Origin of the sequence: Citrobacter sp. RHB36-C18, from assembly GCF_013814485.1 — a bacterium.
Classification (GTDB): Bacteria; Pseudomonadota; Gammaproteobacteria; order Enterobacterales; family Enterobacteriaceae; genus Citrobacter; species Citrobacter braakii.
Window position 1 is genome coordinate 1,257,600 of the sequence record NZ_CP057125.1, and the last position, 22,602, is coordinate 1,280,201.

Consider the following 22,602-nt stretch of genomic DNA (forward strand, 5'->3'; position numbering starts at 1 on the left):
CTTCAGAATGCGGCTTGTGTCATTAGACTAGGGCTTCTAAAACGGGAGGACCCATGGCTTTGCATTCCACGCGCTGGCTGGCGCTCGGTTATTTCACCTACTTCTTTAGCTACGGTATTTTTCTGCCTTTCTGGAGCGTCTGGCTCGAAGGGCTGGGGCTGACGCCGGAAACCATCGGTTTACTGCTGGGCGCGGGGCTGATTGCCCGTTTTCTCGGCAGTTTGCTGATTGCGCCGCGCGTAAGCGATCCCTCTCGTCTGATCTCCGCTTTACGTATTCTGGCGCTGTTGACGCTGGTGTTTGCGCTGGCCTTCTGGGCGGGCACCAACGTGGCGTGGCTGATGGTGGTGATGGTCGGCTTTAACCTGTTTTTCTCGCCGCTGGTGCCATTGACCGACGCGCTGGCCAACACCTGGCAAAAACAGATAACCATGGACTACGGTCGGGTAAGACTGTGGGGATCCGTTGCCTTTGTGATTGGCTCCGCGCTGACTGGCAAGCTGGTGAGCCTGTTTGACTATCGGGTGATCCTGGTCCTGCTGTCGCTTGGCGTCGCGTCGATGCTATTGGGGATGATGATCCGCCCGAGCGTGCAGCCAGCAGGGGAAAACCGTCAGCAGGAGAGCGCGGGATGGCCCGCCTGGCGTGCGTTGATAACCCAAAGCTGGCGTTTTCTGGCCTGTGTGAGTCTGTTGCAAGGTGCGCATGCCGCTTATTACGGGTTCAGCGCCATCTACTGGCAGTCTGCCGGATATTCCGCTTCGGCGGTGGGCTATTTGTGGTCATTAGGCGTGGTGGCGGAAGTGATTATTTTTGCGCTCAGTCACAAGCTGTTCCGCCGCTTTAGCGCGCGCGATTTGCTGCTGCTTTCCGCTGTTTGCGGCGTGGCACGTTGGGGGTTGATGGGCTGGAGCACTGAGCTACCGTGGCTGATTGTGGTGCAAATCCTCCATTGCGGAACCTTTACCGTCTGCCACCTGGCGGCAATGCGCTATATCGCGACGCGCCTGGGCAGCGAAGTGATACGTTTGCAGGCGGTGTATTCTGCGGTGGCGATGGGCGGCAGCATCGCCATCATGACCGTATTCGCAGGCTACCTGTACCAGAATCTGGGCAACGGTGTATTCTGGGTGATGGCGCTGGTGGCGCTACCGGCAATCTTTCTGCGCCCGAAGGTGGTGGCGCAGCCTGCAACGTTATGATTCGAGGATTTTGCGGATCTGCTGCTGCTGATGCGGCGTAAGTGCCAGATCCGCATGAATCAACGGCGGTGAAAACAGCGGCAGCGGCGTGGTATACGGCGTAATAATCAACGTGACTCCGCGCGGCGTACCCTGTTTTTGAAAGTCCTGCATCGGCATATGTTTTACGTTGAGCGGCAGCAGCGTCAGTTCGCGCAGCTGTTGCTCAATATGCGCTTCAAGTTGTTCATTGTTGCCGGTCAGCAGGATAATCTGCTTCTCGTGCAAATCCTTCTCCTGCATCAGCCAGGCACCGAAAATAACGGCGACCAGCCCGATCTCTTCTTCTGAAAACTGTACATCGTACTCCGCTTCGAAGCCATGTATCGCCTCGCGGGTAGTACGAACCAGACGGGGATAAAGTCGGCTGAACTCCTCCGGCAGCGTGTTATCAATGCCAATGGCAAACACGCTGCGGTTAAGCGCCTGGGCAAGGTGAATATACAGCTGATCGTTCAGTCCTTGCTCATCGCTGAAGCGCACATTGCCATACTCGCGAAAACGCAGCACCAGCCGTGCAATAGCAAGACGCAGGCGACGATCCTGCTGGTGGTTATCGCGCACTGGGTCGGGGATACGGAGCATTGAGAACAGCAACGCCATAAACAGCGATTCGCCCGGCGGCGCACTCTGCATGACGTGGCGCTGCCAGTGGCGGCCAATTTCCTCCGCGAGCGGATACTCTGCGCAGGATTGCGCCCAGCGTTGCTGGTGCGGATTAAATTCCGGGGTGACTCCCGCGTGATGCTGTAGCAGACAATACTGTAAATACAGGCGCAGGAACTGGATGTCATGGTACTCAAACGGCTTCTGCAAGCGCCGGGAGCACAGATTAATGAGCGCATGCAGATTGGTGTCATCATACAGCGTACGCGCGATACCTTGTTGTTTCAGCGCCATTTTTAATGTGGGTGTGAAATGCTGGGCGATAAAAGTCGGGCAGATCCGCAGACCGCGGCGCAGCCACTGCAACAGACACAGGCGCTGATTTAGCGGGGTCCCTTCGATCGTATAGCCGCCATTCAGCGCGGTGGTAATCGCGAGTCGGTGATAGCGCTGGATTTCGAGTCCTGCGCCAATAATATCTTCCTCAACAATGGCATCATCAACGCCATTGAGGCGACTGAAGGTTTGAGCTGTAGCGATTTGCCCTGGCAGGAAAAGCGTCAGCAGCACCTGGCAACGGCGCTGGGGAGCGGAAAGTACAGATGGTGGGGCAAGCGTTGACATCATCTGTAGGATCTCCCGTAAGTATGTTTGATAAGAATAGCTAAAGTTTGCTCATAGATTTGGAGAATGGAATGCTTTCCACCAGGAATGCTGGAGAGCGTCACAGAATTTTTAACGTGCGGAACAGATAGCAGGAGTGGAACGCAGCGCGTTAACTGGCTTTTTCACTGTTTTATCTTCTATTGAGACATAAAAAAAACCCGCCTGAGGGTGACGGGTTGAGAAGACGAGTGGAAATGCGCGGTCTGGTGTTACTGCTTGCGGCTCAGCGTTAATCCCACATCACCGCCAGGATGTACAGACAATAGCGTCTCTTTTGAGTAACCGCTTTCGCTCATCAGACAGGCGCAGGCGGCGTCAAAGATAGCCAGGACCAGTAAAATTGAGGTGGTGGCCAACATGTTCAACGGGTCGGCCTCACGCTGGACGCCGGTGGAAATCACCAGCCTCGACGCTTTAGCAATGGCTGAGTCGGCGTTTTCAGTCACGCTCAGGATGGGCACATTTCTCGCAGCCAGTCCGGGCAGCAGTCGGGTGAGTTCATCCGAATTTCCCCCGCGTGATAGCATAATGACCAGGTCGTCGGCGCGTAAAAAACCGAGATCGCCATGCGCCGCATCCGTCGCGTTGAGGTAAATCGCCGGACGTTCCACGCAGGCGAGCATGTGCGCGACTTTACGCGCCGCAATACCGGATGTACCGACGCCAGTGACGACGATTTTCCCATGGCAACCGCGCAGCTCCGCCATTAGCGACTGCCAGACCGGTTCAGTCAGATGCTGTCCCAGACCTGCGAGGGCATCGCTATAGAGCTGAAATACGCCGATGGCCTGAGACCAGGAGTTACTCATGCGTCCTCCTGCATCAGTTGGCGGTATTTCATATGATTCTGATACATCTCGTGGAATACCCGATATTTGCGATCGTAGTACTGCTTAATGCGATTGGTCTGCGGGGTGACCGTTTTACCAATCCGGCTCATCGCCGACATCGCTTCCGGGAACGTGTCGAACACGCCTGCGGCGATAGTCCCCATCATGGCGCCGCCCAGCAGCATGGCTTCGCTCTCTTCAGGCAGCAGCATGGCGCAACCGGTGGCGTTGGCATGCTCCTGAACGAAGATCGGATTTTTCGTCCCGCCGCCGCTGGCCATGATCGTATCGATGGTGTAGCCGCTTTGGTTCATCGTTTCAATGATATGGCGCGTTCCCAGCGCAATGGCCTGGATGGTTGCGAGGTACTGGAGCGCCATATCTTCCGGCGTGCGGGACAGCTTCAGTCCGGTGATTGCTCCCGTGAGCGTGGGGTTAGCGCGCGGCGAGCGGTTGCCGTGGAAATAGGGCAGGATGTGCATGTCACGGGTCAAAAAGGCGATATCTTCCGGCTCACCAGCCATTTTACGCAGCAGCGCATTCAGCACTTCATAAATGGTTTGCCCCTGAGACTTAGCCTGCGTTAGCAGGGTTTCGTAACACGGATGCGACTGAATAACGTGGTCGATTAACGCCCCGGTTGCTGACTGCCCGCCTTCATTGAGCCAATATTCCGGCAGTACGGCTGAGTAGTAAGGGCCCCAGACGCCGCCGATAAAGCGCGGCTCTTTGGAGATCGCCATGTGTCCGGTGGAGGTGCCACCAATTAGCGCGACACGACGGTCAAAATCCGCCACCTCGCCGGAAACTCCGCTTGCGCCGAGCGTTCCGAGCGTGCCGGCGTGGGCATCGATTATCGAGACGCTGACCGCGGTCCCCGGAATCAATCCCATTTCGCTGGCGGCGCGCGCGGACAGCCCGTGACCGAGCGGTTCGCCCATGGTTTTCACGTAGCGACCAATTTTGGCAGCATCATGTTCCAGCAGGTCTTCCAGACCAATCTGGCGGAAGTAGCTGGCATCCCATTTGTCTTCATGGCCCATATAGGTCCATTTACACACTGTCGAACACAATGAGCGTGTGTCATCGCCTGTTGCGCGCCAGGTCAGGAAATCGGGCAGATCAAAGTAGTAACCCGCATTGGCCCAGGTATTGGGCATATGCTGCTTCAGCCACAGCAGCTTGGGCGTTTGCATTTCCGGGGAGATAATGCCGCCAACGTAGTCCAGCACCCGATGATGCAGGGCGTTAATGCGTTCAGCCTGGGTAATGGCGCGGTGATCCATCCACACAATGATGTTCTGTTCGCTGCGCCCGGACGGGCTGATGGTCAGCGGTTTACCTTCTTTATCCAGCACCACCAGTGAGCAGGTAGCGTCAAAGCCCAGACCTTTCACCTGGATTGGGTTGATATCTGACTGGTTAATCGCATCGCGAACCGCGTTACACACCGCCTGCCAGATGTTATCGGAAGACTGCTCAACAAAATCGGCCTGCGGGCGGTAAATCTCGATAGCCCGACTGGCTTGGCCGACCATTCTGCCGTTGAGATCAAACACGCCGGCACGGGCGCTTCCGGTTCCGACATCCACACCAATAAAGTAACTTGCCATAATTTTTTCTCCTGAAATCAGGCTTTACGATTCTGTAATGCGATAAAGAGGATCAGCACCGCGCCCCACAGCGCCATCGTCAGATAGCTGCTGACCCCCAGCAAGTTAAGGCCGCTTTCCAGCATTTGCAGCACAATCAGCGCCAGTACCAGGCCGATAATGCGCCCGAAACCGCCATCCGGGTTGATGCCGCCGAGGACGGAGGCAAGGATGGTGACCAGCAGGTATGACTCACCGTATCCGGCTTTTGCCGAGTTGAATTTCGCCATCATCAGAATGGCGGCGACCCAGCCGAGCAGGGCAGAAATCACGTACACGGAAATTTGTACCCGGACGGTATTTACGCCGCTGTAGCGGGTAGCCTGTTCATTGGAACCCACGAGATACAGACTGCGCCCAAGCGTGGTGTGCTCCAGCAGTACCCACAGCAGGATTGCCACCAGGAAAAAGAGCAGCAGCGCTACCGGAATACCGGCAATCGTGGCGTTACCAAGATATTGAATGGCGGTCGGGAAACCGGAAATCACTGTCCCATTGGAAAGCAGAATATTCAGCCCGGAGATAAGCGTCATCGTGCCGAGCGTGGCGAGAATCGGCGAAACCCCGACCCAGGCAATCAGCGCGCCGTTGAGCGTACCGATTGCGACCGCCACGGCAGCGCCTGCCATCAGCGCCAGCACCAGAAACAGCGGGTTATCCGGATGGGTGACGATAATCGCCGCCATTACCAGCGAGCAGGCATTCGCTCCTGCAATTATCGACAGGTTTATGCCGCCGGTCAGCATGGTCATACCCATCCCGAGGGCCAGCATGCCAAGGATCGGAAGCTGCGAGCCAATCGACTGGAAGTTAGCGACGCTGAAAAAACGGCTGCCGAGCAGGGCCGAGAAGACCAGGGCGACGACCACAATAATGACGCATTGCAGACGAATGATGGCATCACCGGGTAAAAATCTGGCGATTGTTTTCATCTCAAAGCTCCCTTGCCAGTTTGCGTTTTTCGTTCCAGGCCGTGGCGCTAATGCTGACCAGGATAATGGCGCCGCTGAACACGGTGTGCCAGTAAGAGGAGACGCTGAGCAGCGTCAGGCCATTTTGTAAGAAGGCCAGCAGGACCACGCCGAGCAGGGTTCCGGTTAATGTGCCGCGTCCGCCGCTCATGCTGGTTCCGCCGAGCACGACCGCCGCCAGCACCGTCAACTCAAAGCCGAGCAGCGAATTGGGCGCAACTGACTGGGTGATTTGCGCCTGAACCACGGCGGCAACGCCTGCCAGAATGCCCATGTAGCCATACACGTAGAAATGCAGCTTCAGCAGATTCAGTCCCAGACGCGAGGCCGCATCACGATTACCGCCCATGGCGTAAACCTGACGGCCAAGACGGGTATAGTTCATCAGCACGGCGGTAAAGATGATCACAGCCGCAAGGCACAGCAGGGGCAGTGTCAAGCCGTAGTCGTAGCCATCCGCCGCGGTGAACGAGAACCAATTGATGCCGTTCATAAACCAGTCCGGAAAGCCGTACAGCCAGGTGCCTTTGGTGGCGTACACCAGCAGACCGTAGTAAACGTTCAACGTGGCGATGGTAATGATGATGGCCGGAACGCGCAGCCAGTAGACCAGGAAGCCATTAATAAGTCCCAGCAGCAGACCCACCGCAATCGCGATGATTAATGCCAGCGCGAAGTTGCCGCCGTGGCCAATAACCCAACTGGCCATCGCATACTGGGCTATCGCGGTCATCGCCGGAAATGAGATGTCGATCCCGCCGGAAATCAGTACCACAAACAGCCCGCAGGCAAGGATGCCGAGAATCGCATAGCTGGTAGCCACATCCGTCAGGTTCCCCAAAGACAAGAACTCATCGGTGCTGATGCTCAGCCCAACGGCAAGGGCCACAACCAGCAGGCCCAGCCAAAACTCATGTTGCCCGATTAAACGGGAGAGATGCATCTTATTCATTGATTACCTCGACCACTTCAGCAATCTCCTCTTCACGGCACTGATGAGGATTAAATTCCGCCACCAGCCTGCCGCGACGCATCACCAGCACGCGGTGGCTGTTGTAATACGCTTCCGGGATTTCATCGCAAATCATCAGCACCGCCATACCCTGTTCCGCCAGATCGCGGGCTATCTGGTAAATACCCTCTTTGTTGGCGATATCTACGCCTACGGTAGGGGAGTCGAGGATTAGGATGCGGGGATTAGTCGCCACCCATTTGGCAATGGCGATACGCTGGGCATTACCGCCGGAAAGGGTTTTAACCGGCAGGTGTGGATCGGACACTTTGATATTCAGCTCGCGGATCAAGTCGGCGACCAGCTTTTGCGCTTTACGATGATCGAGCAGGCCGCTGCCGGTATGCAGTTGATCAAACACTGTGACGATGGTGTTGTCGTAGATCGACTGCTCCATGATCAGCCCCTGCGTCAGGCGATCTTCTGAGACGTAGCCGATCCCATGTTTGATGGCATCATGGTTATTGCGAAGAGTGACCGGCTGGCCGTTAATGCGAATCTCACCGCTTTCTGGGTGCGTCATGCCAAACAGGCTCAGACAAAGTTCGGTGCGTCCGGCGCCCAGCAGGCCCACAATGGAGACAATCTCGCCGCCGTGCAGCGACAGATTAATGTTTTGGTATTTGCCTCTGCGGCTGAGGTTGCGCAGCTCCAGCAGGGGCTCTTGCTCAATAGCGGGTCTTTCCGGCAGCGGGCTATAGTGGAAGCGTTGTCCGGTCATCAGGAAAGCCAGCTCGTGGCTGTCGAGTTCGCTGGCAGGATAAGTGCCCACCAGTTTGCCGTCGCGCATCACGCTGATGCGGTCAGCCACTTCCATCACTTCATCCAGACGGTGGCTGACAAACACTACACAAATTCCGGCAGCTTTTAGTTCGTTAACGACCCGTAGCAGGCCATTAACCTCCTGACGGGTTAGTGAGGCGGTGGGCTCGTCCATAATCACCAGACGCGCATCGGCGGCAATCGCCCGGCAAATGGCGACCAGTTGTCGGTCGGCAATCGAGAGTTTTTCAACCTTTTTATCGGGATCGATGTTCACACCGATGCGCTTCATGGCTGCCAGCGCCTGCTGCTTCATGGCGCCACGACGTACCCAGATATCGCCACCGGGCAGATAGCGGTTGACCGCGATATTCTCCGCGACGCTAAAGTTAGGGAACAACGACAGGTCCTGATAAATAACCTGAATGCCATAATGGGAAGAGAGCTGCGGCGTCAGGTGATGGAACAATTTGCCATCGAGTAAAATCTGCGCGCCTTTTTCCGGATGATAAACTCCGGAGATCACTTTAATAATGGTACTTTTACCACAGCCGTTTTGACCCGCCAGACAGTGAACTTCGCCTTTTCTCAGCGTCAGATTCACGTTATCCAGCGCCAGCACGCCCGGGAATTGTTTGCTGATATTCTCAAGAGTGATAAATGCGGTGGTGTCTGCCATGGACAATACCCCTGCGAGCGCCCGGATGGACGCTGAGTGTTAGTTTGGTTGATAGCGCCGGCCAGACGGCCGGCGTTAAGGTTCCCTGGTGTTGGCTAAAGCCTTAGAAACCAAGTGATTGTGCGTTGTCTTTGGTGACTTCGAGGATCTTGTTAAAGCGGATCACTTTCTTCTCCGTGTCGATATCGGCTTTCCCTAAACCATCGATACTCAGGTCGGCGTTAACTTCTTTGCCCTGCAACAGCTGATCGGCAACCGTTACCAGCGCGTAGCCCGCGTCTTTTGGATCCCACAGCAGCGCTTTTTTGATATCACCACGCATCAGGTAAGGTGCAGCCTGTGCTGGCATTGCGATCCCGACGACGGCGATTTTATCTTTGGCGCGTTTTTTCTGCACAGCCTGACCCGCTCCGATTGGACCCAGCGAGCCGAAACCGATAATGCCCTTCATCTGTGGATAGGTTTTCATCAGGTCCAGCGTCGTGGCGTAGGATTTATCGATGCTTTCCGCGACCGGCAGACGTGAAGTGACCTCAAACATTTCCGGATATTTTTCTTTCTGGTACTTAATTGCATAATCTGCCCACGCGTTATGCAGCGGCACCGTCAGTGAACCGACATAGATGGCGTAACCCCCTTTACCGCCCATGTTTTTTGCTAACTCATCGACGTTGGCCTGTGCGTATTTTTCACTATCGATGGTTTCGATATCCCATTGGCCAATTTGCTCATCCGGGGATTCGTGCGTCAGAACGACAATGCCTTTATCGCGCGCTTTTTTCAGTACTGGCTCAAGGACCTTGGCGTCATTCGGTACCACGATGATGGCGTTGACGTTTTTGGCGATCAGATCTTCAATCACTTTGACCTGCTGTGCCGGATCCGGCGTGGAAGGCCCGGTCTGGTAAGCATTCACATCCAGTTTTTTTGCTGCTTCATTAACACCGGTTTCCATCCGGTTAAACCACGGAATCCCGGTGACTTTGGCAACCACAGCAATTTCATATTTTTCCGCCGCAAAGGACGTGCCGGACAACATGCATGCAGAAACCAGGGTTGCACTGAGTAATGCGAGTTTGAATTTCATAGTTGTACCTTTCGTAGGGGGCAGGACATGTCACGGCGTGAAGTTAACAACGAATGGAAGAGGGAATGAATCACAAGTTTGGTGAATGTGATCTATGCCCATTATTGTAATTTTATGGAAAATTAATAGTTAAATAATGGTTAAATTTGCACGGAAATACACTCAGGAATTTAAATTTAGTGTTAATGAAACATTAAAACGAAACCATAAATTAACAAATTGTTATCATTTTACTTAAGTTGTGGCGACGAAAAGGTATTTGGGAGGATGTTGCTGAAGAAGAAATTGTTGAAATTGAGAACTGAATCGATACCGGAAAAGGAGGCTCAACATTTTTTCGTTCAATGGTATCCTCAGCACACTTTCGCCAAACACAGCATCATTATTTGTGGCGGTGTAGATTTTTCTCGTGGAGAACTCATGCAAGGCGTTAAACGTATCATTATGACGTTGTTTCTCGCGATCCTGTCCTTTGGCGCAGGTGCGCATCCCCACAGCTTTATCCATTTGAAAACCGAGATAGTGAGCGAGAATGACCAGTTCGTCGCGCTAAAAATGCGCTGGACGATGGATGAAATCACCTCGGCAGATCTGCTTTACGATGCGGGAAATGCCAAACCTGGTGATGAGATCTGGAAAAAACTGGCGGCGGAAGTGATGGCCAACGTCCTCGGGCAGCACTATTTCACCGAAGTGTGGCACGACGGGAAAAAGGTAAAGTTTAAAAACAGGCCGACGGAATATGGCATGGAGCGTGAAGAACATCAGGCAGTGCTGACGTTCGTGTTGCCGCTGGCAGAAGCTCAGCCGCTGAGCGGTCAAAAATATACCATTTCAACCTTCGACCCCACCTACTACGTTGATATGAGCTATGACAAAGACAGCGATGCCTGGCTGGCGCAGGCCATAAGTCAGCAATGCCGTATTTCAGTACATACGCCGACGCCGAATGAACAAATGCTGAGCTTTGCGCAGTCGCTGGATAAAGAAGACGCACCGCCGGAGGATATGGAATTGGGTAAACAGTTTGCACAGACGGTGACGCTGCAATGTCCGTAGTTTATCAACAACGCGCCGCCAGACGCCGCTGGCTCACGCTATGGCCGCTGGCGGTGTTTTTACTGCTGGCTGCAGTCGGCATACTGTGGCTATGGCAGGCCTGGCCGCAGGTGATGATGAAGAGTGTCGTCTGGCAGCGCGACGTTAACCAGCAGATGAGCGGTTTGCTGAAAGCCGTTGCCGCCAATCCGGCCCAGGCCGGGGGATCGCTGCTGCTGTTTAGTTTTCTTTATGGTGTGCTGCATGCGTTGGGACCAGGACATGGAAAAGTCGTCATTACCACCTGGCTGGCAACGCATCCCTCGAAGCTGAGGTCGAGTATTGGCCTGACGCTGGCCTCATCTTTATTACAGGGACTGGTCGCCATCGGGCTGGTGGTTGTGGTGCTCACCATTTTGCAGTTGCCTGCACGACAGCTACATATGAGTAGTTTCTGGCTGGAGAAAGGGAGTTATGCGCTGGTTGGCGTGTTGGGCGTTTTATTGTGCCTCCGTGCGCTGAAGAAATTGCGCCAGTTACTGCGTCGCCCGAAATTTATCGCCTTCACGCCGCACCATGTGCATCACGAGGGATGTGGCTGTGGGCATCAGCATTTGCCTGATCCTGAACAGCTGCAAAGCGGTGATGACTGGCGCGCCCGGCTGATGATCGTTTTGTCTATGGGAATGCGGCCATGCTCCGGGGCAATTATGGTTTTACTGTTTAGCAAAGTGGTTGGCGTTTTTAGCTGGGGCATGGCGTCGGCGCTGGCGATGGCGGCAGGAACCTCTTTGACGATTACGTCACTGGCTTTGCTGGTACACAGTTTCCGCTCGCTGGCGGTGAGACTTAGCGGACATAAAGCGCCGGTGCTGTGGCGACAGATTGGCTGGACGACGCTGGCATTAGCCGGTGGTGCGGTGCTGATTGCTGCTGCGGTAGTGATGTGGGTGAGCGCGGTGCCGGTGGGGCGAGGGATTAGACCGTTTTAATCAAAGCCGGATGGCGCTACGCCTTATCCGGCCTGTATCAACACGTGGCCCGGTAAGCATGACACCACCGGGCTGTACTGAATTAACGCTTCAGCGCGTCGCTCAGTTCGTCACGCATGTTAGCCAGCATGGCTTTCACTACGCGCGGATTACCTGCAACGATGTTGCCAGTCGCCATATAGTTATGACCGCCGGTGAAGTCGCAAACCAGTGCGCCTGCTTCACGAGCAATCAGCTCACCTGCGGCGAAATCCCATGGTTTCAGACCGATTTCGAAGTAACCGTCAACGCGTGCAGCGGCAACGTAAGCCAGATCCAGCGCAGCAGAACCTGTGCGGCGGAAGTCAGCGCACTCGGTAAACATCTTGCCAAGAATTTTCATGTAAGACGTGGCGTGCTGTTTCGCTTTGAACGGGAAACCGGTGGCGATGATGGTGCCGTCCAGATCGCGTGCAGTGCTGCCACGCAGACGGTAGCCGTTCAGCTGTGCGCCCTGGCCGCGGGTTGCGGTAAACAGTTCGTTACGCATTGGATCGTAAACAACGGCGACTTCAGTACGGCCTTTAATGCGTACTGCGATGGAAACCGCGAAGTGCGGCAGACGTTTTACGAAGTTGGTAGTGCCATCCAGTGGATCGATAACCCATTGAACATCCTGATCTTCACCAACATGCTCACCGCTTTCTTCGGTGATGATGGTGTGCTGTGGGTAAGATTTGCGAATTGTTTCGATAATAATCGCTTCGGCGGCTTTATCGACGTTAGTCACGAAATCATTGCTGCCTTTCTGGCTGGTTTCTACAGAGTCTGGCGTTTCGTAGTGTTTGGCAATTACATTACCCGCCTTGCGCGCTGCGCGCACGGCGATGGTCAGCATCGGATGCATCGGTCTCTCTCACTGGATGTTAAAGAACGGGAAAACGGCGCAGAGTATAGCAGCGAGTTCGGAATATGTCTTCGTTTTATGATAATATGCCCGAATAATCTTTAGCCGAAGAAATACAATGCTGCAAAATATTCGAATCGTGCTGGTGGAAACCTCTCACACTGGCAACATGGGCTCTGTGGCCCGCGCAATGAAAACCATGGGTTTAACTAATCTGTGGCTGGTAAATCCACTGGTTAAACCGGACTCCCAGGCCATCGCCCTGGCGGCAGGTGCCAGCGATGTGATCGGCAGCGCGCAGATCGTCGATACTCTCGATGAAGCGCTGGCGGGTTGCAGCCTGGTGGTGGGTACCAGCGCGCGCTCCCGTACGCTGCCGTGGCCGATGCTGGATCCGCGTGAATGCGGTTTAAAAAGCGTCTCTGAAGCAACGAACTCGCCGGTGGCGCTGGTGTTTGGACGTGAACGCGTTGGCCTGACCAACGAAGAGCTGCAGAAGTGCCATTATCACGTCGCCATTGCCGCGAACCCGGAATACAGCTCGCTCAACCTGGCGATGGCGGTGCAGGTCATCTCTTATGAAGTTCGCATGGCCTGGCTGGCAACGCAGGAAAGCGACAAGACCGCAGAATACGAAGAAGCTGAGTATCCGCTGGTCGATGATTTAGAGCGTTTTTACGGTCATCTGGAACAAACGCTGCTGTCGACCGGGTTTATCCGCGAAGGACATCCGGGGCAGGTGATGAACAAGCTGCGCCGTCTGTTCACTCGTGCGCGTCCTGAAAGCCAGGAGCTGAACATTTTGCGCGGAATCTTAGCTTCTATAGAGCAGCAGAATAAAGGCAAGTAAGCGTCCTGATGCCGGATGGCTGCACGATTTCCAGGCCGGATTAGCGAAGCGCCATCCGGTAAGTGAAAATGGCACTGAAGGTTAAATACCTGACTAAATTAGTCAAGTAAATAGTTGACTGATTTAGTCGGGAATGTCAGACTTGCCCCTGCTATGCAATACCCCCATTTTACAATAAAAAACCCCGGGCAGGGGCGAGTTTGAGGCTAAGTAAGACATGAGACTGACATCAAAAGGGCGTTATGCCGTGACCGCAATGTTGGACGTTGCGCTCAACTCCGAAACGGGCCCGGTACCGTTGGCTGATATTTCTGAACGTCAGGGAATTTCCCTGTCATATCTGGAGCAGCTGTTTTCCCGTTTGCGTAAAAACGGTCTGGTTTCCAGCGTACGTGGACCAGGCGGCGGGTATCTGCTGGGTAAAGATGCCGGCAGCATCGCAGTAGGTGAAGTGATTAGCGCTGTTGACGAGTCTGTAGACGCGACCCGTTGCCAGGGCAAAGGCGGTTGTCAGGGCGGCGATAAATGCCTGACTCACGCGCTGTGGCGCGATCTGAGCGATCGTCTGACCGGTTTCCTCAACAACATTACGTTGGGCGAACTGGTGAATAATCAGGAAGTCCTGGATGTGTCTGGTCGCCAGCACACACATGACGCTCCACGCAGCACCCGCACGCAAGACGCTATCGACGTCAAACTGCGTGCCTAATAAAAATTACGCAATATCTTCTGGTTGCATTAAGGCAGCCAGAAAGATGAAGCGTAAAAAGTATTTCAGAATCAGGCCGGGGTGCCAGACGCCCCGTTAACTCGGTCGTACATCCAGCCGGTTGCCTGGTTCCTTGCATTGAAGCGATGTACGGAGTTTATAGAGCAATGAAATTACCGATCTATCTCGACTACTCCGCAACCACGCCGGTGGACCCGCGTGTTGCCGAGAAAATGATGCAGTGTCTGACCCTGGACGGAAACTTTGGTAACCCAGCGTCTCGTTCACACCGTTTCGGCTGGCAGGCTGAAGAGGCGGTAGATATCGCCCGTAACCAGATTGCCGACCTCGTGGGCGCTGACCCGCGTGAAATCGTCTTTACTTCCGGTGCGACTGAATCCGATAACCTGGCGATTAAAGGTGCAGCCAACTTTTATCAGAAAAAAGGCAAGCACATCATCACCAGCAAAACCGAACACAAAGCCGTGCTGGACACCTGCCGTCAGCTGGAGCGCGAAGGGTTTGAAGTGACCTACCTCGCCCCACAGCGTAACGGCATTATCGACCTGAAAGAACTTGAAGCGGCAATGCGTGACGACACTATTCTGGTCTCCATCATGCACGTTAACAACGAAATCGGCGTGGTACAGGATATCGCAACCATCGGCGAAATGTGCCGTGCCCGCGGTATCATCTATCACGTTGATGCGACCCAGAGCGTGGGCAAACTGCCTATCGATCTGAGCCAACTGAAAGTTGACCTGATGTCCTTCTCCGGCCACAAAATCTATGGTCCGAAAGGTATCGGCGCGCTGTACGTTCGTCGTAAACCGCGTATTCGTATTGAAGCGCAGATGCACGGCGGCGGTCACGAGCGCGGTATGCGTTCCGGTACGCTGCCTGTGCACCAAATCGTTGGGATGGGTGAAGCTTACCGTATCGCCAAAGAAGAGATGGAAACCGAGATGGCGCGCCTGCGCACTCTGCGTAACCGTCTGTGGAACGGCGTGAAAGATATGGAAGAGGTGTACCTCAATGGTGACCTCGAGCAGGGCGCGCCGAACATTCTCAACGTTAGCTTCAACTTTGTTGAAGGCGAGTCGCTGATTATGGCGCTGAAAGACCTGGCTGTATCCTCCGGTTCTGCATGTACCTCTGCAAGCCTGGAGCCATCCTACGTGCTGCGCGCGCTGGGGATGACCGACGAGCTGGCACATAGCTCAATTCGTTTCTCTTTAGGTCGTTTCACTACCGAAGAAGAGATTGACTACGCCATCAATCTGGTTCGCAACTCCATTGGCCGCCTGCGCGACCTTTCCCCGCTGTGGGAAATGTTCAAACAGGGCGTGGATTTGAACAGTATTGAATGGTCACATCACTAATCGGTACCGATAAGGAGAATTCATCATGGCTTATAGCGAAAAAGTAATCGATCATTACGAGAATCCACGTAACGTGGGCTCTTTTGACAACAGCGACGAGAACGTGGGCAGCGGCATGGTGGGTGCACCGGCCTGTGGCGACGTGATGAAGTTGCAGATCAAAGTCAACAATGAGGGTATCATTGAAGACGCGCGTTTCAAGACTTACGGCTGCGGTTCCGCTATTGCCTCCAGCTCTCTGGTTACCGAATGGGTAAAAGGGAAATCTCTGGACGAAGCACAGGCGATCAAAAATACCGATATCGCCGACGAGCTTGAACTGCCACCAGTGAAAATTCACTGCTCTATTCTGGCTGAAGACGCGATTAAAGCCGCGATTGCGGATTACAAAAGCAAACGTGAAGCAAAATAATTAAGAGTTGAGGTTTTATTATGTCGATTACCTTAAGCGACAGTGCAGCAGCGCGTGTAAATACCTTCCTGGCAAACCGCGGTAAAGGGTTTGGTCTGCGTCTGGGCGTGAGAACCTCCGGCTGCTCAGGTATGGCTTATGTACTGGAATTTGTTGACGAGCCGGCGGCTGAAGATACCGTGTTTGAAGACAAAGGCGTAAAAGTCGTGATCGACGGTAAGAGCCTGCAATTCCTCGACGGTACGCAGTTAGACTTCGTCAAAGAAGGTCTGAACGAAGGGTTTAAGTTCACTAACCCGAACGTGAAAGACGAATGTGGATGCGGCGAAAGCTTCCACGTGTAACGCGCTTACTGATAACCCCACCGTGGTCGCCTGCGCGTGGGGTTTGTTTTACCTGACTCTCTGGTTTTGCCTCATCGAACAACAGAGAATCGATGCCCTGAGAATGTTATGGACTACTTCACCCTCTTTGGCTTACCGGCCCGTTATCAGCTCGATACTCAGGCGCTGAGCCTACGTTTTCAGGATCTGCAACGTCAGTATCATCCTGATAAATTCGCCAGCGGTTCTCAGGCGGAACAACTTGCTGCGGTTTCGCAGTCCGCCACTATCAACCAGGCCTGGCAAACGCTGCGTCATCCTTTGATGCGCGCCGAATACTTGTTGTCTTTACACGGCTTTGATATCCGCAGCGAGCAGCACACGGTGCGCGATACCGCGTTTCTGATGGAACAACTGGAGCTGCGCGAAGAGCTGGACGAGATTGAACAGGCAAAAGACAATCAACGGCTGGATGCGTTTATGCAACGCGTCAGCGAAATGTACAACGTTCGCCATCAACTGATGGTGGAACAGCTGGATAGCGAGACGTGGGACGCAGCGGCAGATACCGTGCGTAAGCTGCGTTTTCTCGATAAACTGCGAAGCAGTGCAGAACAACTCGAAGAAAAACTGCTCGATTTTTAATTTCCGGAAGCGAAAATGGCCTTATTACAAATTAGTGAGCCTGGTCTGAGCGCCGCGCCGCACCAGCGTCGTCTGGCGGTCGGTATCGATTTAGGCACCACCAACTCCCTGGTTGCGACCGTACGCAGCGGCCAGGCCGAAACGCTGGCAGATCATGAAGGTCGCCACCTGTTGCCGTCAGTGGTTCACTATCAGCAGCAGGGCTACTCGGTCGGTTACGATGCCCGCGCCAATGCTGCGCTGGATACGGCAAACACCGTCAGCTCGGTAAAACGCATGATGGGCCGCTCTCTGGCGGATATCCAGGCGCGTTACCCACATCTGCCTTATTCATTCCAGGCGAGCGAAAACGGCCTGCCGATGATTGAAACCGCTGCCGGTTTGCTTAATCCGGTGCGCGTATCCGCTGACATTCTGAAAGCGCTGGCCGCGCGGGCAACCGAATCGTTGTCCGGCGAACTGGATGGCGTAGTGATCACCGTTCCGGCTTACTTTGACGATGCACAGCGTCAGGGGACGAAAGACGCCGCGCGTCTGGCGGGCCTGCACGTATTGCGTCTGCTGAACGAACCGACCGCTGCGGCGATCGCTTATGGCCTGGATTCCGGTCAGGAAGGCGTGATCGCGGTCTATGACCTTGGCGGCGGTACTTTTGATATTTCTATTCTGCGCCTGAGTCGCGGCGTGTTTGAAGTGCTGGCGACCGGCGGTGATTCCGCGCTCGGCGGCGACGATTTTGACCATCTGCTGGCCGATTACATTCGCGAGCAGGCGGGCGTTGCCGATCGCAGCGATAACCGCGTACAGCGCGAACTGCTGGATGCCGCGATTGCAGCGAAAATCGCACTCAGCGACGCCGATTCTGTGACGGTTAACGTGGCAGGATGGCAGGGTGAAATCACCCGTGAAACCTTTAATGAACTCATTTCCGCACTGGTTAAACGTACGCTGCTGGCCTGCCGCCGTGCGCTGAAAGATGCGGGCGTTGAGCCGCAGGATGTGCTGGAAGTGGTAATGGTCGGTGGTTCAACGCGCGTGCCGCTGGTACGTGAACGCGTCGGTGAATTCTTTGGCCGTACGCCGCTGACCTCTATCGACCCGGACAAAGTGGTCGCCATCGGTGCGGCAATCCAGGCGGATATTCTGGTCGGGAATAAACCGGACAGCGAAATGCTGCTGCTGGACGTTATCCCGCTTTCTCTGGGACTGGAAACCATGGGCGGTCTGGTGGAGAAAGTGATCCCGCGTAACACCACTATCCCGGTGGCGCGTGCGCAGGACTTCACCACGTTTAAAGATGGCCAAACCGCGATGTCCATTCACGTGATGCAAGGCGAGCGTGAGTTGGTGCAGGACTGTCGTTCACTGGCGCGTTTTGCGCTGCGCGGTATCCCGGCGTTGCCGGCAGGCGGCGCGCATATCCGCGTGACCTTCCAGGTCGATGCTGATGGGCTGCTGAGCGTCACCGCTATGGAGAAATCCACCGGCGTTGAGTCCTCGATTCAGGTCAAACCGTCCTACGGTCTGACCGACAGTGAAATCGCCTCCATGATTCAGGATTCGATGAGTTTTGCCGAGCAGGACGTTAAAGCTCGTATGCTGGCAGAACAGAAAGTCGAAGCGGCACGCGTACTGGAGAGTTTATCCGGTGCGCTGAACGCTGATGCCGCGCTGTTAAGCGCCGCAGAACGTCAGGCTATCGACACCGCTGCTGCGCACTTGAGCGAGGTAGCACAGGGTGACGATGTTGACGCGATAGAACAAGCCATTAAAAACGTAGACAAACAAACCCAGGAATTCGCCGCTCGCCGTATGGACAAATCCGTCCGTAGCGCGCTGAAAGGCCATTCCGTGGACGAGGTTTAATATGCCAAAGATTGTTATTTTGCCTCATCAGGATCTCTGTCCCGATGGCGCAGTTCTGGAAGCTGAGACCGGCGAAACCATTCTCGACGTTGCCCTGCGTAACGGTATCGAGATTGAACACGCCTGTGAAAAATCCTGTGCCTGCACGACCTGCCACTGCATTGTACGTGAAGGTTTTGATTCTTTGCCGGAAAGCACAGAAGAAGAAGACGACATGCTGGATAAAGCCTGGGGACTGGAGCCGGAGAGCCGTTTAAGCTGTCAGGCACGGGTAACCGAGGACGATTTAGTGGTCGAAATCCCACGTTACACAATCAATCATGCACGTGAGCATTAACAGAGGGTAGTATGGGACTGAAGTGGACCGATAGCCGCGAAATCGGCGAGGCGCTGTACGACGCGTTCCCCGATCTCGATCCCAAGACCGTTCGTTTCACCGATCTGCATCAATGGATCTGTGACCTGGAAGAGTTCGATGATGATCCACAGGCATCGAACGAAAAAATCCTTGAGGCCATTTTACTGGTCTGGCTGGACGAAGCCGAATAAGTCAACGGGCTGCCCACGGGTGGCCCGTTTTCCTGTATGCGCGAAATAAGGATAAATAAAATGACAGAAGCCATGAAAATTACGCTTTCCACGCAACCCGCTGATGCTCGCTGGGGTGAAAAGGCGACATACAGCATTAATAATGACGGTATTACCCTGCACCTGAACGGAAAAGATGATCTCAGCCTTATCCAGCGCGCCGCGCGTAAAATTGACGGCCTGGGTATTAAACATGTCCAACTGGATGGTGAAGGCTGGGATACCGAACGTAGCTGGGCGTTCTGGCAGGGTTACAAAGGACCAAAAGGCACCCGCAAAGTTGAGTGGGCCGCTCTGGACGAGGCGCAGCGCAAAGAGCTGGATAACCGTCTGAAGATTATTGACTGGGTGCGCGATACCATTAACGCACCTGCAGAAGAGCTGGGCCCGGAACAGCTGGCGCAACGCGCGGTAGACCTGCTGTGCGGCGTGGCCTGCGACAACGTCTCGTACCGTATCACCAAAGGTGAAGATCTGCGCGAGCAGAACTACATGGGGCTGCATACCGTGGGTCGAGGCTCTGAACGTCCGCCGGTGCTGCTGGCGCTGGATTACAACCCGACTGGCGACAAAGAAGCTCCAGTTTATGCCTGCCTGGTTGGCAAGGGAATTACCTTTGACTCCGGCGGATACAGCATCAAGCAAAGCGCATTTATGGACTCAATGAAGTCCGATATGGGCGGTGCGGCAACGGTCACCGGCGCGCTGGCGTTTGCCATCACCCGTGGCCTGAACAAGCGTGTGAAGCTGTATCTGTGCTGCGCGGATAACCTGATCAGCGGCAACGCCTTTAAGCTTGGCGATATCATTCACTATCGCAACGGTAAAAAAGTTGAAGTGATGAATACCGATGCTGAAGGGCGTCTGGTACTGGCCGATGGCCTGATCGATGCCAGCGCGCAAAAACCTGAATTGATCATTGATGCTGCCACGCTGACCGGCGCGGCGAAAACCGCACTGGGCAACGATTACCACGCGCTGTTTAGCTTTGATGACCAACTGGCCGCGCGTTTGTTGGCAAGTGCGGCGCAAGAAAACGAGCCGTTCTGGCGTTTGCCATTGGCAGAGTTCCACCGTAGCCAACTGCCGTCAAATTTTGCCGAGCTGAACAATACCGGCAGTGCGGCCTACCCAGCGGGTGCCAGCACCGCGGCGGGCTTCCTGTCCCATTTCGTGGAAAATTACCAGCAAGGCTGGCTGCACATCGATTGCTCTGCAACCTATCGCAAAGCGCCGGTTGAGCAGTGGTCTGCGGGCGCAACCGGTCTGGGTGTGCGCACCATCGCGAATCTGCTGACCGCATAATTCATGACTGTATTGCCGGATGGCGCTACGCTTATCCGGCTTACATGTATTCATCCAATTTGTGATACTTATGTCCGAAACAAAAAATGAATTAGAAACGTTGCTGGAGCAAGCAGCGACAGAGCCTGCGCATCGTCCGGCATTTTTCCGTACATTACTGGAATCCACCGTCTGGGTGCCGGGTACTGCCGCAGAAGGCGAGGCGGTAGTAGAAGACAGCGCCCTCGACCTTCAACACTGGGAAAAAGAAGACGGCACGACCGTGATCCCGTTCTTCACCTCCCTGGAAGCCCTGCAACAGGCGGTTGAAGATGAGCAAGCATTTGTCGTTATGCCGGTGCGTACGCTATTTGAAATGACGCTTGGCGAAACGCTCTTTCTCAACGCTAAACTGCCGACCGGCAAAGAGTTTATGCCGCGTGAAATCAGCCTGCTGATGGGGGAAGAGGGTAATCCGCTAAGCACCCAGGAAGTACTGGAAGGTGGTGAATCGCTGATCCTTTCTGAAGTCGCCGAACCTCCGGCGCAGATGATTGACTCACTGACCACGCTGTTTAAAACCATTAAGCCGGTAAAACGCGCATTTCTCTGCTCAATCAAAGAAAGTGCGGAAGCCCAGCCGAATCTGCTGATTGGTATTGAAGCTGAAGGTGATATTGAAGAGATCATCCATGCTGCGGGTAGCGTCGCGACCGATACGTTGCCGGGTGATGAACCCATTGATATCTGCCAGGTGAAGAAAGGTGAGAAGGGCGTGAGTCACTTTATCACTGAGCACATCGCACCGTTCTACGAACGCCGCTGGGGCGGTTTCCTGCGCGATTTCAAACAGAACCGGATTATCTGAGTGAAGGAAAGCCGCCACGAAGGATAATACCTCGCGCACTGAATAATTTTGCCGCTAACTCAGTTGGCTTTTTCTCCCTCAAAAGGGAGTATTAGTTCGCTACGATGAGCCTGCGTTGCTAAAGCAGCACAGCCTGCTGGAAAGGCCGCGAACCGGACTGGCACAAAAAACCGCTCATTGAGCGGTTTTTTTGTGGGTGAAAAAGATGAGTAAATCAGATTTTATTGAGTCTCAGCCGGTTCTACCGGTAAATCGTTACGCGCGCCCCATTCGCTCCATGCGCCGTCATACAATGCGACGTTAGAAACGCCCAGCGTGGCAAGCGCCAGCACAACCACCGCCGCCGTGACGCCTGAGCCGCAGCTGGCGATAATGGGGCGGTCAAAGCTTACGCCGTGGCTGAAGAAAATAGCATCTAGTTCGTCGGTAGTTTTCAGTTCACCGTCACGAACCAGCTCTGTCCACGGTACGTTAAGCGCACCAGGCACATGGCCACGCTTGAGGCCCGGACGCGGCTCGTCAACTTCGGCATTAAAACGCGCAGCCGGTCGGGCATCGACGATCTGCGCCGTTTTTTCATGACTGGCCAGCAGTACGTCGGTAACGCGCACAACCGCTTCAGGTGTAAATGCCACGTTAAATTCACCTTCCGGTAAATCCTCATTTCCTTCTTTGAGCATTAGCTCATCGCGCTGCCAGCCAGCCAGACCGCCCGCCAGAATGGAGACATTCTCGACACCAAATGTCCGCAGCATCCACCATGCGCGTGGCGCGGAAAACAGGTTGCCATCATCGTAGACAACCAGGTGTTTATCCTGATGAACGCCCAATTCGCGCATCGCTACGGCAAAGGCTTCCGGTCGCGGCATCATATGCGGTAGCGGTGACGTATGGTCGGAAAGCGCTTCAATATCAAAAAAGACTGCGCCAGGAATATGGCCTGCACGATACTCCTCGCCAACATCACGATCTTCCTGTCCTGGAGGTGCCATCCGGGCATCAAGAATTTGTATTTCCGGGTCGTCAATGTGTTCGGCAAGCCAATCGGCAGCGACAAAAAAGGCGGTGGTCATAGGCATCTCCATTTTTACCAGGTTTTGGCAAATTGTCGGATGTTTAGGGCAATGCGACAAGTAAAAGAGGCTGATTTGTCAGGCGAATCCACATTAATCACGAAAAAATAGGACAACGTAGAACAGTTACTGGCTTCCATAGCCGAAAATCTGACGCATAATAGTTGTTCTACGTAGCTA

The 22,602-nt window shown here is 54.4% G+C and carries 23 protein-coding genes; 14 read left to right on the forward strand and 9 right to left on the reverse strand.

Features of this window, described 5'->3' with window-relative positions:
- The first annotated feature begins 53 nt into the window (after positions 1-53).
- On the forward strand, positions 54-1,202 hold the full coding sequence (locus HVZ52_RS05935) for a 3-phenylpropionate MFS transporter (protein ID WP_181598993.1): 1,149 nt from the start codon (positions 54-56) through the stop codon (positions 1,200-1,202).
- Here HVZ52_RS05935 and csiE read toward each other — a convergent pair.
- The 7 genes from csiE to HVZ52_RS05970 form a co-directional block, all read right to left on the reverse strand.
- Positions 1,197-2,474 (reverse strand): stationary phase inducible protein CsiE, encoded by a 1,278-nt coding sequence (csiE, locus tag HVZ52_RS05940; RefSeq protein WP_181598994.1) that lies wholly within the window; start codon positions 2,472-2,474, stop codon positions 1,197-1,199. The two genes, HVZ52_RS05935 and csiE, sit on opposite strands and share 6 nt — an antisense overlap.
- A 248-nt stretch (positions 2,475-2,722) precedes the next feature.
- Positions 2,723-3,322 carry an SIS domain-containing protein gene (locus tag HVZ52_RS05945; protein WP_181598995.1) on the reverse strand — a complete coding sequence of 200 codons (600 nt, stop codon included), beginning with the start codon at positions 3,320-3,322 and terminating at the stop codon, positions 2,723-2,725.
- Positions 3,319-4,956 carry an FGGY-family carbohydrate kinase gene (locus tag HVZ52_RS05950; RefSeq protein ID WP_181598996.1) on the reverse strand — a complete coding sequence of 546 codons (1,638 nt, stop codon included), beginning with the start codon at positions 4,954-4,956 and terminating at the stop codon, positions 3,319-3,321. The genes HVZ52_RS05945 and HVZ52_RS05950 overlap by 4 nt, the downstream gene beginning before the upstream one ends.
- A 17-nt stretch (positions 4,957-4,973) precedes the next feature.
- Positions 4,974-5,927, reverse strand: coding sequence for an ABC transporter permease (locus tag HVZ52_RS05955; RefSeq protein WP_047416445.1), 954 nt, complete (start codon positions 5,925-5,927; stop codon positions 4,974-4,976).
- A gap of 1 nt (position 5,928) precedes the next feature.
- Entirely contained in the window at positions 5,929-6,918 is a 990-nt protein-coding gene (locus HVZ52_RS05960) for an ABC transporter permease (protein WP_008785467.1), read from the reverse strand.
- Positions 6,911-8,419: a sugar ABC transporter ATP-binding protein gene (locus HVZ52_RS05965; protein ID WP_016154014.1), complete on the reverse strand. Its 1,509-nt coding sequence runs from the start codon at positions 8,417-8,419 to the stop codon at positions 6,911-6,913. The genes HVZ52_RS05960 and HVZ52_RS05965 overlap by 8 nt, the downstream gene beginning before the upstream one ends.
- 103 nt (positions 8,420-8,522) lie before the next feature.
- Positions 8,523-9,506: an autoinducer 2 ABC transporter substrate-binding protein gene (locus tag HVZ52_RS05970; RefSeq protein ID WP_003037665.1), complete on the reverse strand. Its 984-nt coding sequence runs from the start codon at positions 9,504-9,506 to the stop codon at positions 8,523-8,525.
- Between the two features lie 420 nt (positions 9,507-9,926).
- Here HVZ52_RS05970 and HVZ52_RS05975 point away from each other — a divergent pair, with 420 nt between their 5' ends.
- Entirely contained in the window at positions 9,927-10,565 is a 639-nt protein-coding gene (locus tag HVZ52_RS05975; protein ID WP_019077386.1) for a DUF1007 family protein, read from the forward strand.
- Positions 10,556-11,536: a nickel/cobalt transporter gene (locus tag HVZ52_RS05980; protein ID WP_181598997.1), complete on the forward strand. Its 981-nt coding sequence runs from the start codon at positions 10,556-10,558 to the stop codon at positions 11,534-11,536. Before HVZ52_RS05975 ends, HVZ52_RS05980 begins: the two co-directional genes overlap by 10 nt.
- 82 nt (positions 11,537-11,618) lie before the next feature.
- Here the strand turns inward: HVZ52_RS05980 and suhB are convergent, their stop codons facing one another.
- On the reverse strand, positions 11,619-12,422 hold the full coding sequence (gene suhB, locus HVZ52_RS05985) for an inositol-1-monophosphatase (protein WP_016157140.1): 804 nt from the start codon (positions 12,420-12,422) through the stop codon (positions 11,619-11,621).
- A gap of 118 nt (positions 12,423-12,540) precedes the next feature.
- Between suhB and trmJ the strand changes: the two genes are divergently transcribed.
- The 11 genes from trmJ to sseB all read left to right on the forward strand — a co-directional run bounded on the left by trmJ (position 12,541) and on the right by sseB (position 21,349).
- Positions 12,541-13,272: a tRNA (cytosine(32)/uridine(32)-2'-O)-methyltransferase TrmJ gene (trmJ, locus tag HVZ52_RS05990; protein WP_016157139.1), complete on the forward strand. Its 732-nt coding sequence runs from the start codon at positions 12,541-12,543 to the stop codon at positions 13,270-13,272.
- A 217-nt stretch (positions 13,273-13,489) separates the two neighbouring features.
- A complete protein-coding gene (gene iscR, locus HVZ52_RS05995) occupies positions 13,490-13,981 on the forward strand; it encodes a Fe-S cluster assembly transcriptional regulator IscR (RefSeq protein ID WP_005120405.1) in 492 nt (163 codons plus the stop codon).
- 167 nt (positions 13,982-14,148) lie between these two features.
- Positions 14,149-15,363 carry a cysteine desulfurase gene (gene iscS / locus HVZ52_RS06000; RefSeq protein ID WP_016154009.1) on the forward strand — a complete coding sequence of 405 codons (1,215 nt, stop codon included), beginning with the start codon at positions 14,149-14,151 and terminating at the stop codon, positions 15,361-15,363.
- 25 nt (positions 15,364-15,388) lie between these two features.
- Entirely contained in the window at positions 15,389-15,775 is a 387-nt protein-coding gene (iscU, locus tag HVZ52_RS06005; protein ID WP_002913991.1) for a Fe-S cluster assembly scaffold IscU, read from the forward strand.
- A 20-nt stretch (positions 15,776-15,795) separates the two neighbouring features.
- Complete coding sequence (iscA, locus tag HVZ52_RS06010; RefSeq protein ID WP_003835203.1) at positions 15,796-16,119, forward strand: iron-sulfur cluster assembly protein IscA; 324 nt, start codon at positions 15,796-15,798, stop codon at positions 16,117-16,119.
- A 108-nt stretch (positions 16,120-16,227) separates the two neighbouring features.
- Positions 16,228-16,743, forward strand: coding sequence for a co-chaperone HscB (gene hscB / locus HVZ52_RS06015; RefSeq protein WP_016154008.1), 516 nt, complete (start codon positions 16,228-16,230; stop codon positions 16,741-16,743).
- 15 nt (positions 16,744-16,758) lie between these two features.
- A complete protein-coding gene (gene hscA / locus HVZ52_RS06020; RefSeq protein WP_016157138.1) occupies positions 16,759-18,609 on the forward strand; it encodes a Fe-S protein assembly chaperone HscA in 1,851 nt (616 codons plus the stop codon).
- Position 18,610: 1 nt separating this feature from the next.
- Entirely contained in the window at positions 18,611-18,946 is a 336-nt protein-coding gene (gene fdx, locus HVZ52_RS06025) for an ISC system 2Fe-2S type ferredoxin (RefSeq protein ID WP_003037690.1), read from the forward strand.
- An 11-nt stretch (positions 18,947-18,957) separates the two neighbouring features.
- The gene (gene iscX, locus HVZ52_RS06030) at positions 18,958-19,158 is read left to right on the forward strand and encodes a Fe-S cluster assembly protein IscX (protein WP_003037694.1); all 201 of its coding nucleotides are present in this window, start codon (positions 18,958-18,960) and stop codon (positions 19,156-19,158) included.
- 60 nt (positions 19,159-19,218) lie between these two features.
- The gene (gene pepB / locus HVZ52_RS06035) at positions 19,219-20,502 is read left to right on the forward strand and encodes an aminopeptidase PepB (RefSeq protein ID WP_016157137.1); all 1,284 of its coding nucleotides are present in this window, start codon (positions 19,219-19,221) and stop codon (positions 20,500-20,502) included.
- A gap of 70 nt (positions 20,503-20,572) precedes the next feature.
- Positions 20,573-21,349: an enhanced serine sensitivity protein SseB gene (sseB, locus tag HVZ52_RS06040; protein ID WP_016157136.1), complete on the forward strand. Its 777-nt coding sequence runs from the start codon at positions 20,573-20,575 to the stop codon at positions 21,347-21,349.
- A 221-nt stretch (positions 21,350-21,570) separates the two neighbouring features.
- Here the strand turns inward: sseB and sseA are convergent, their stop codons facing one another.
- Entirely contained in the window at positions 21,571-22,422 is an 852-nt protein-coding gene (gene sseA / locus HVZ52_RS06045) for a 3-mercaptopyruvate sulfurtransferase (protein WP_016154005.1), read from the reverse strand.
- Between the last annotated feature and the right edge of the window lie 180 nt (positions 22,423-22,602).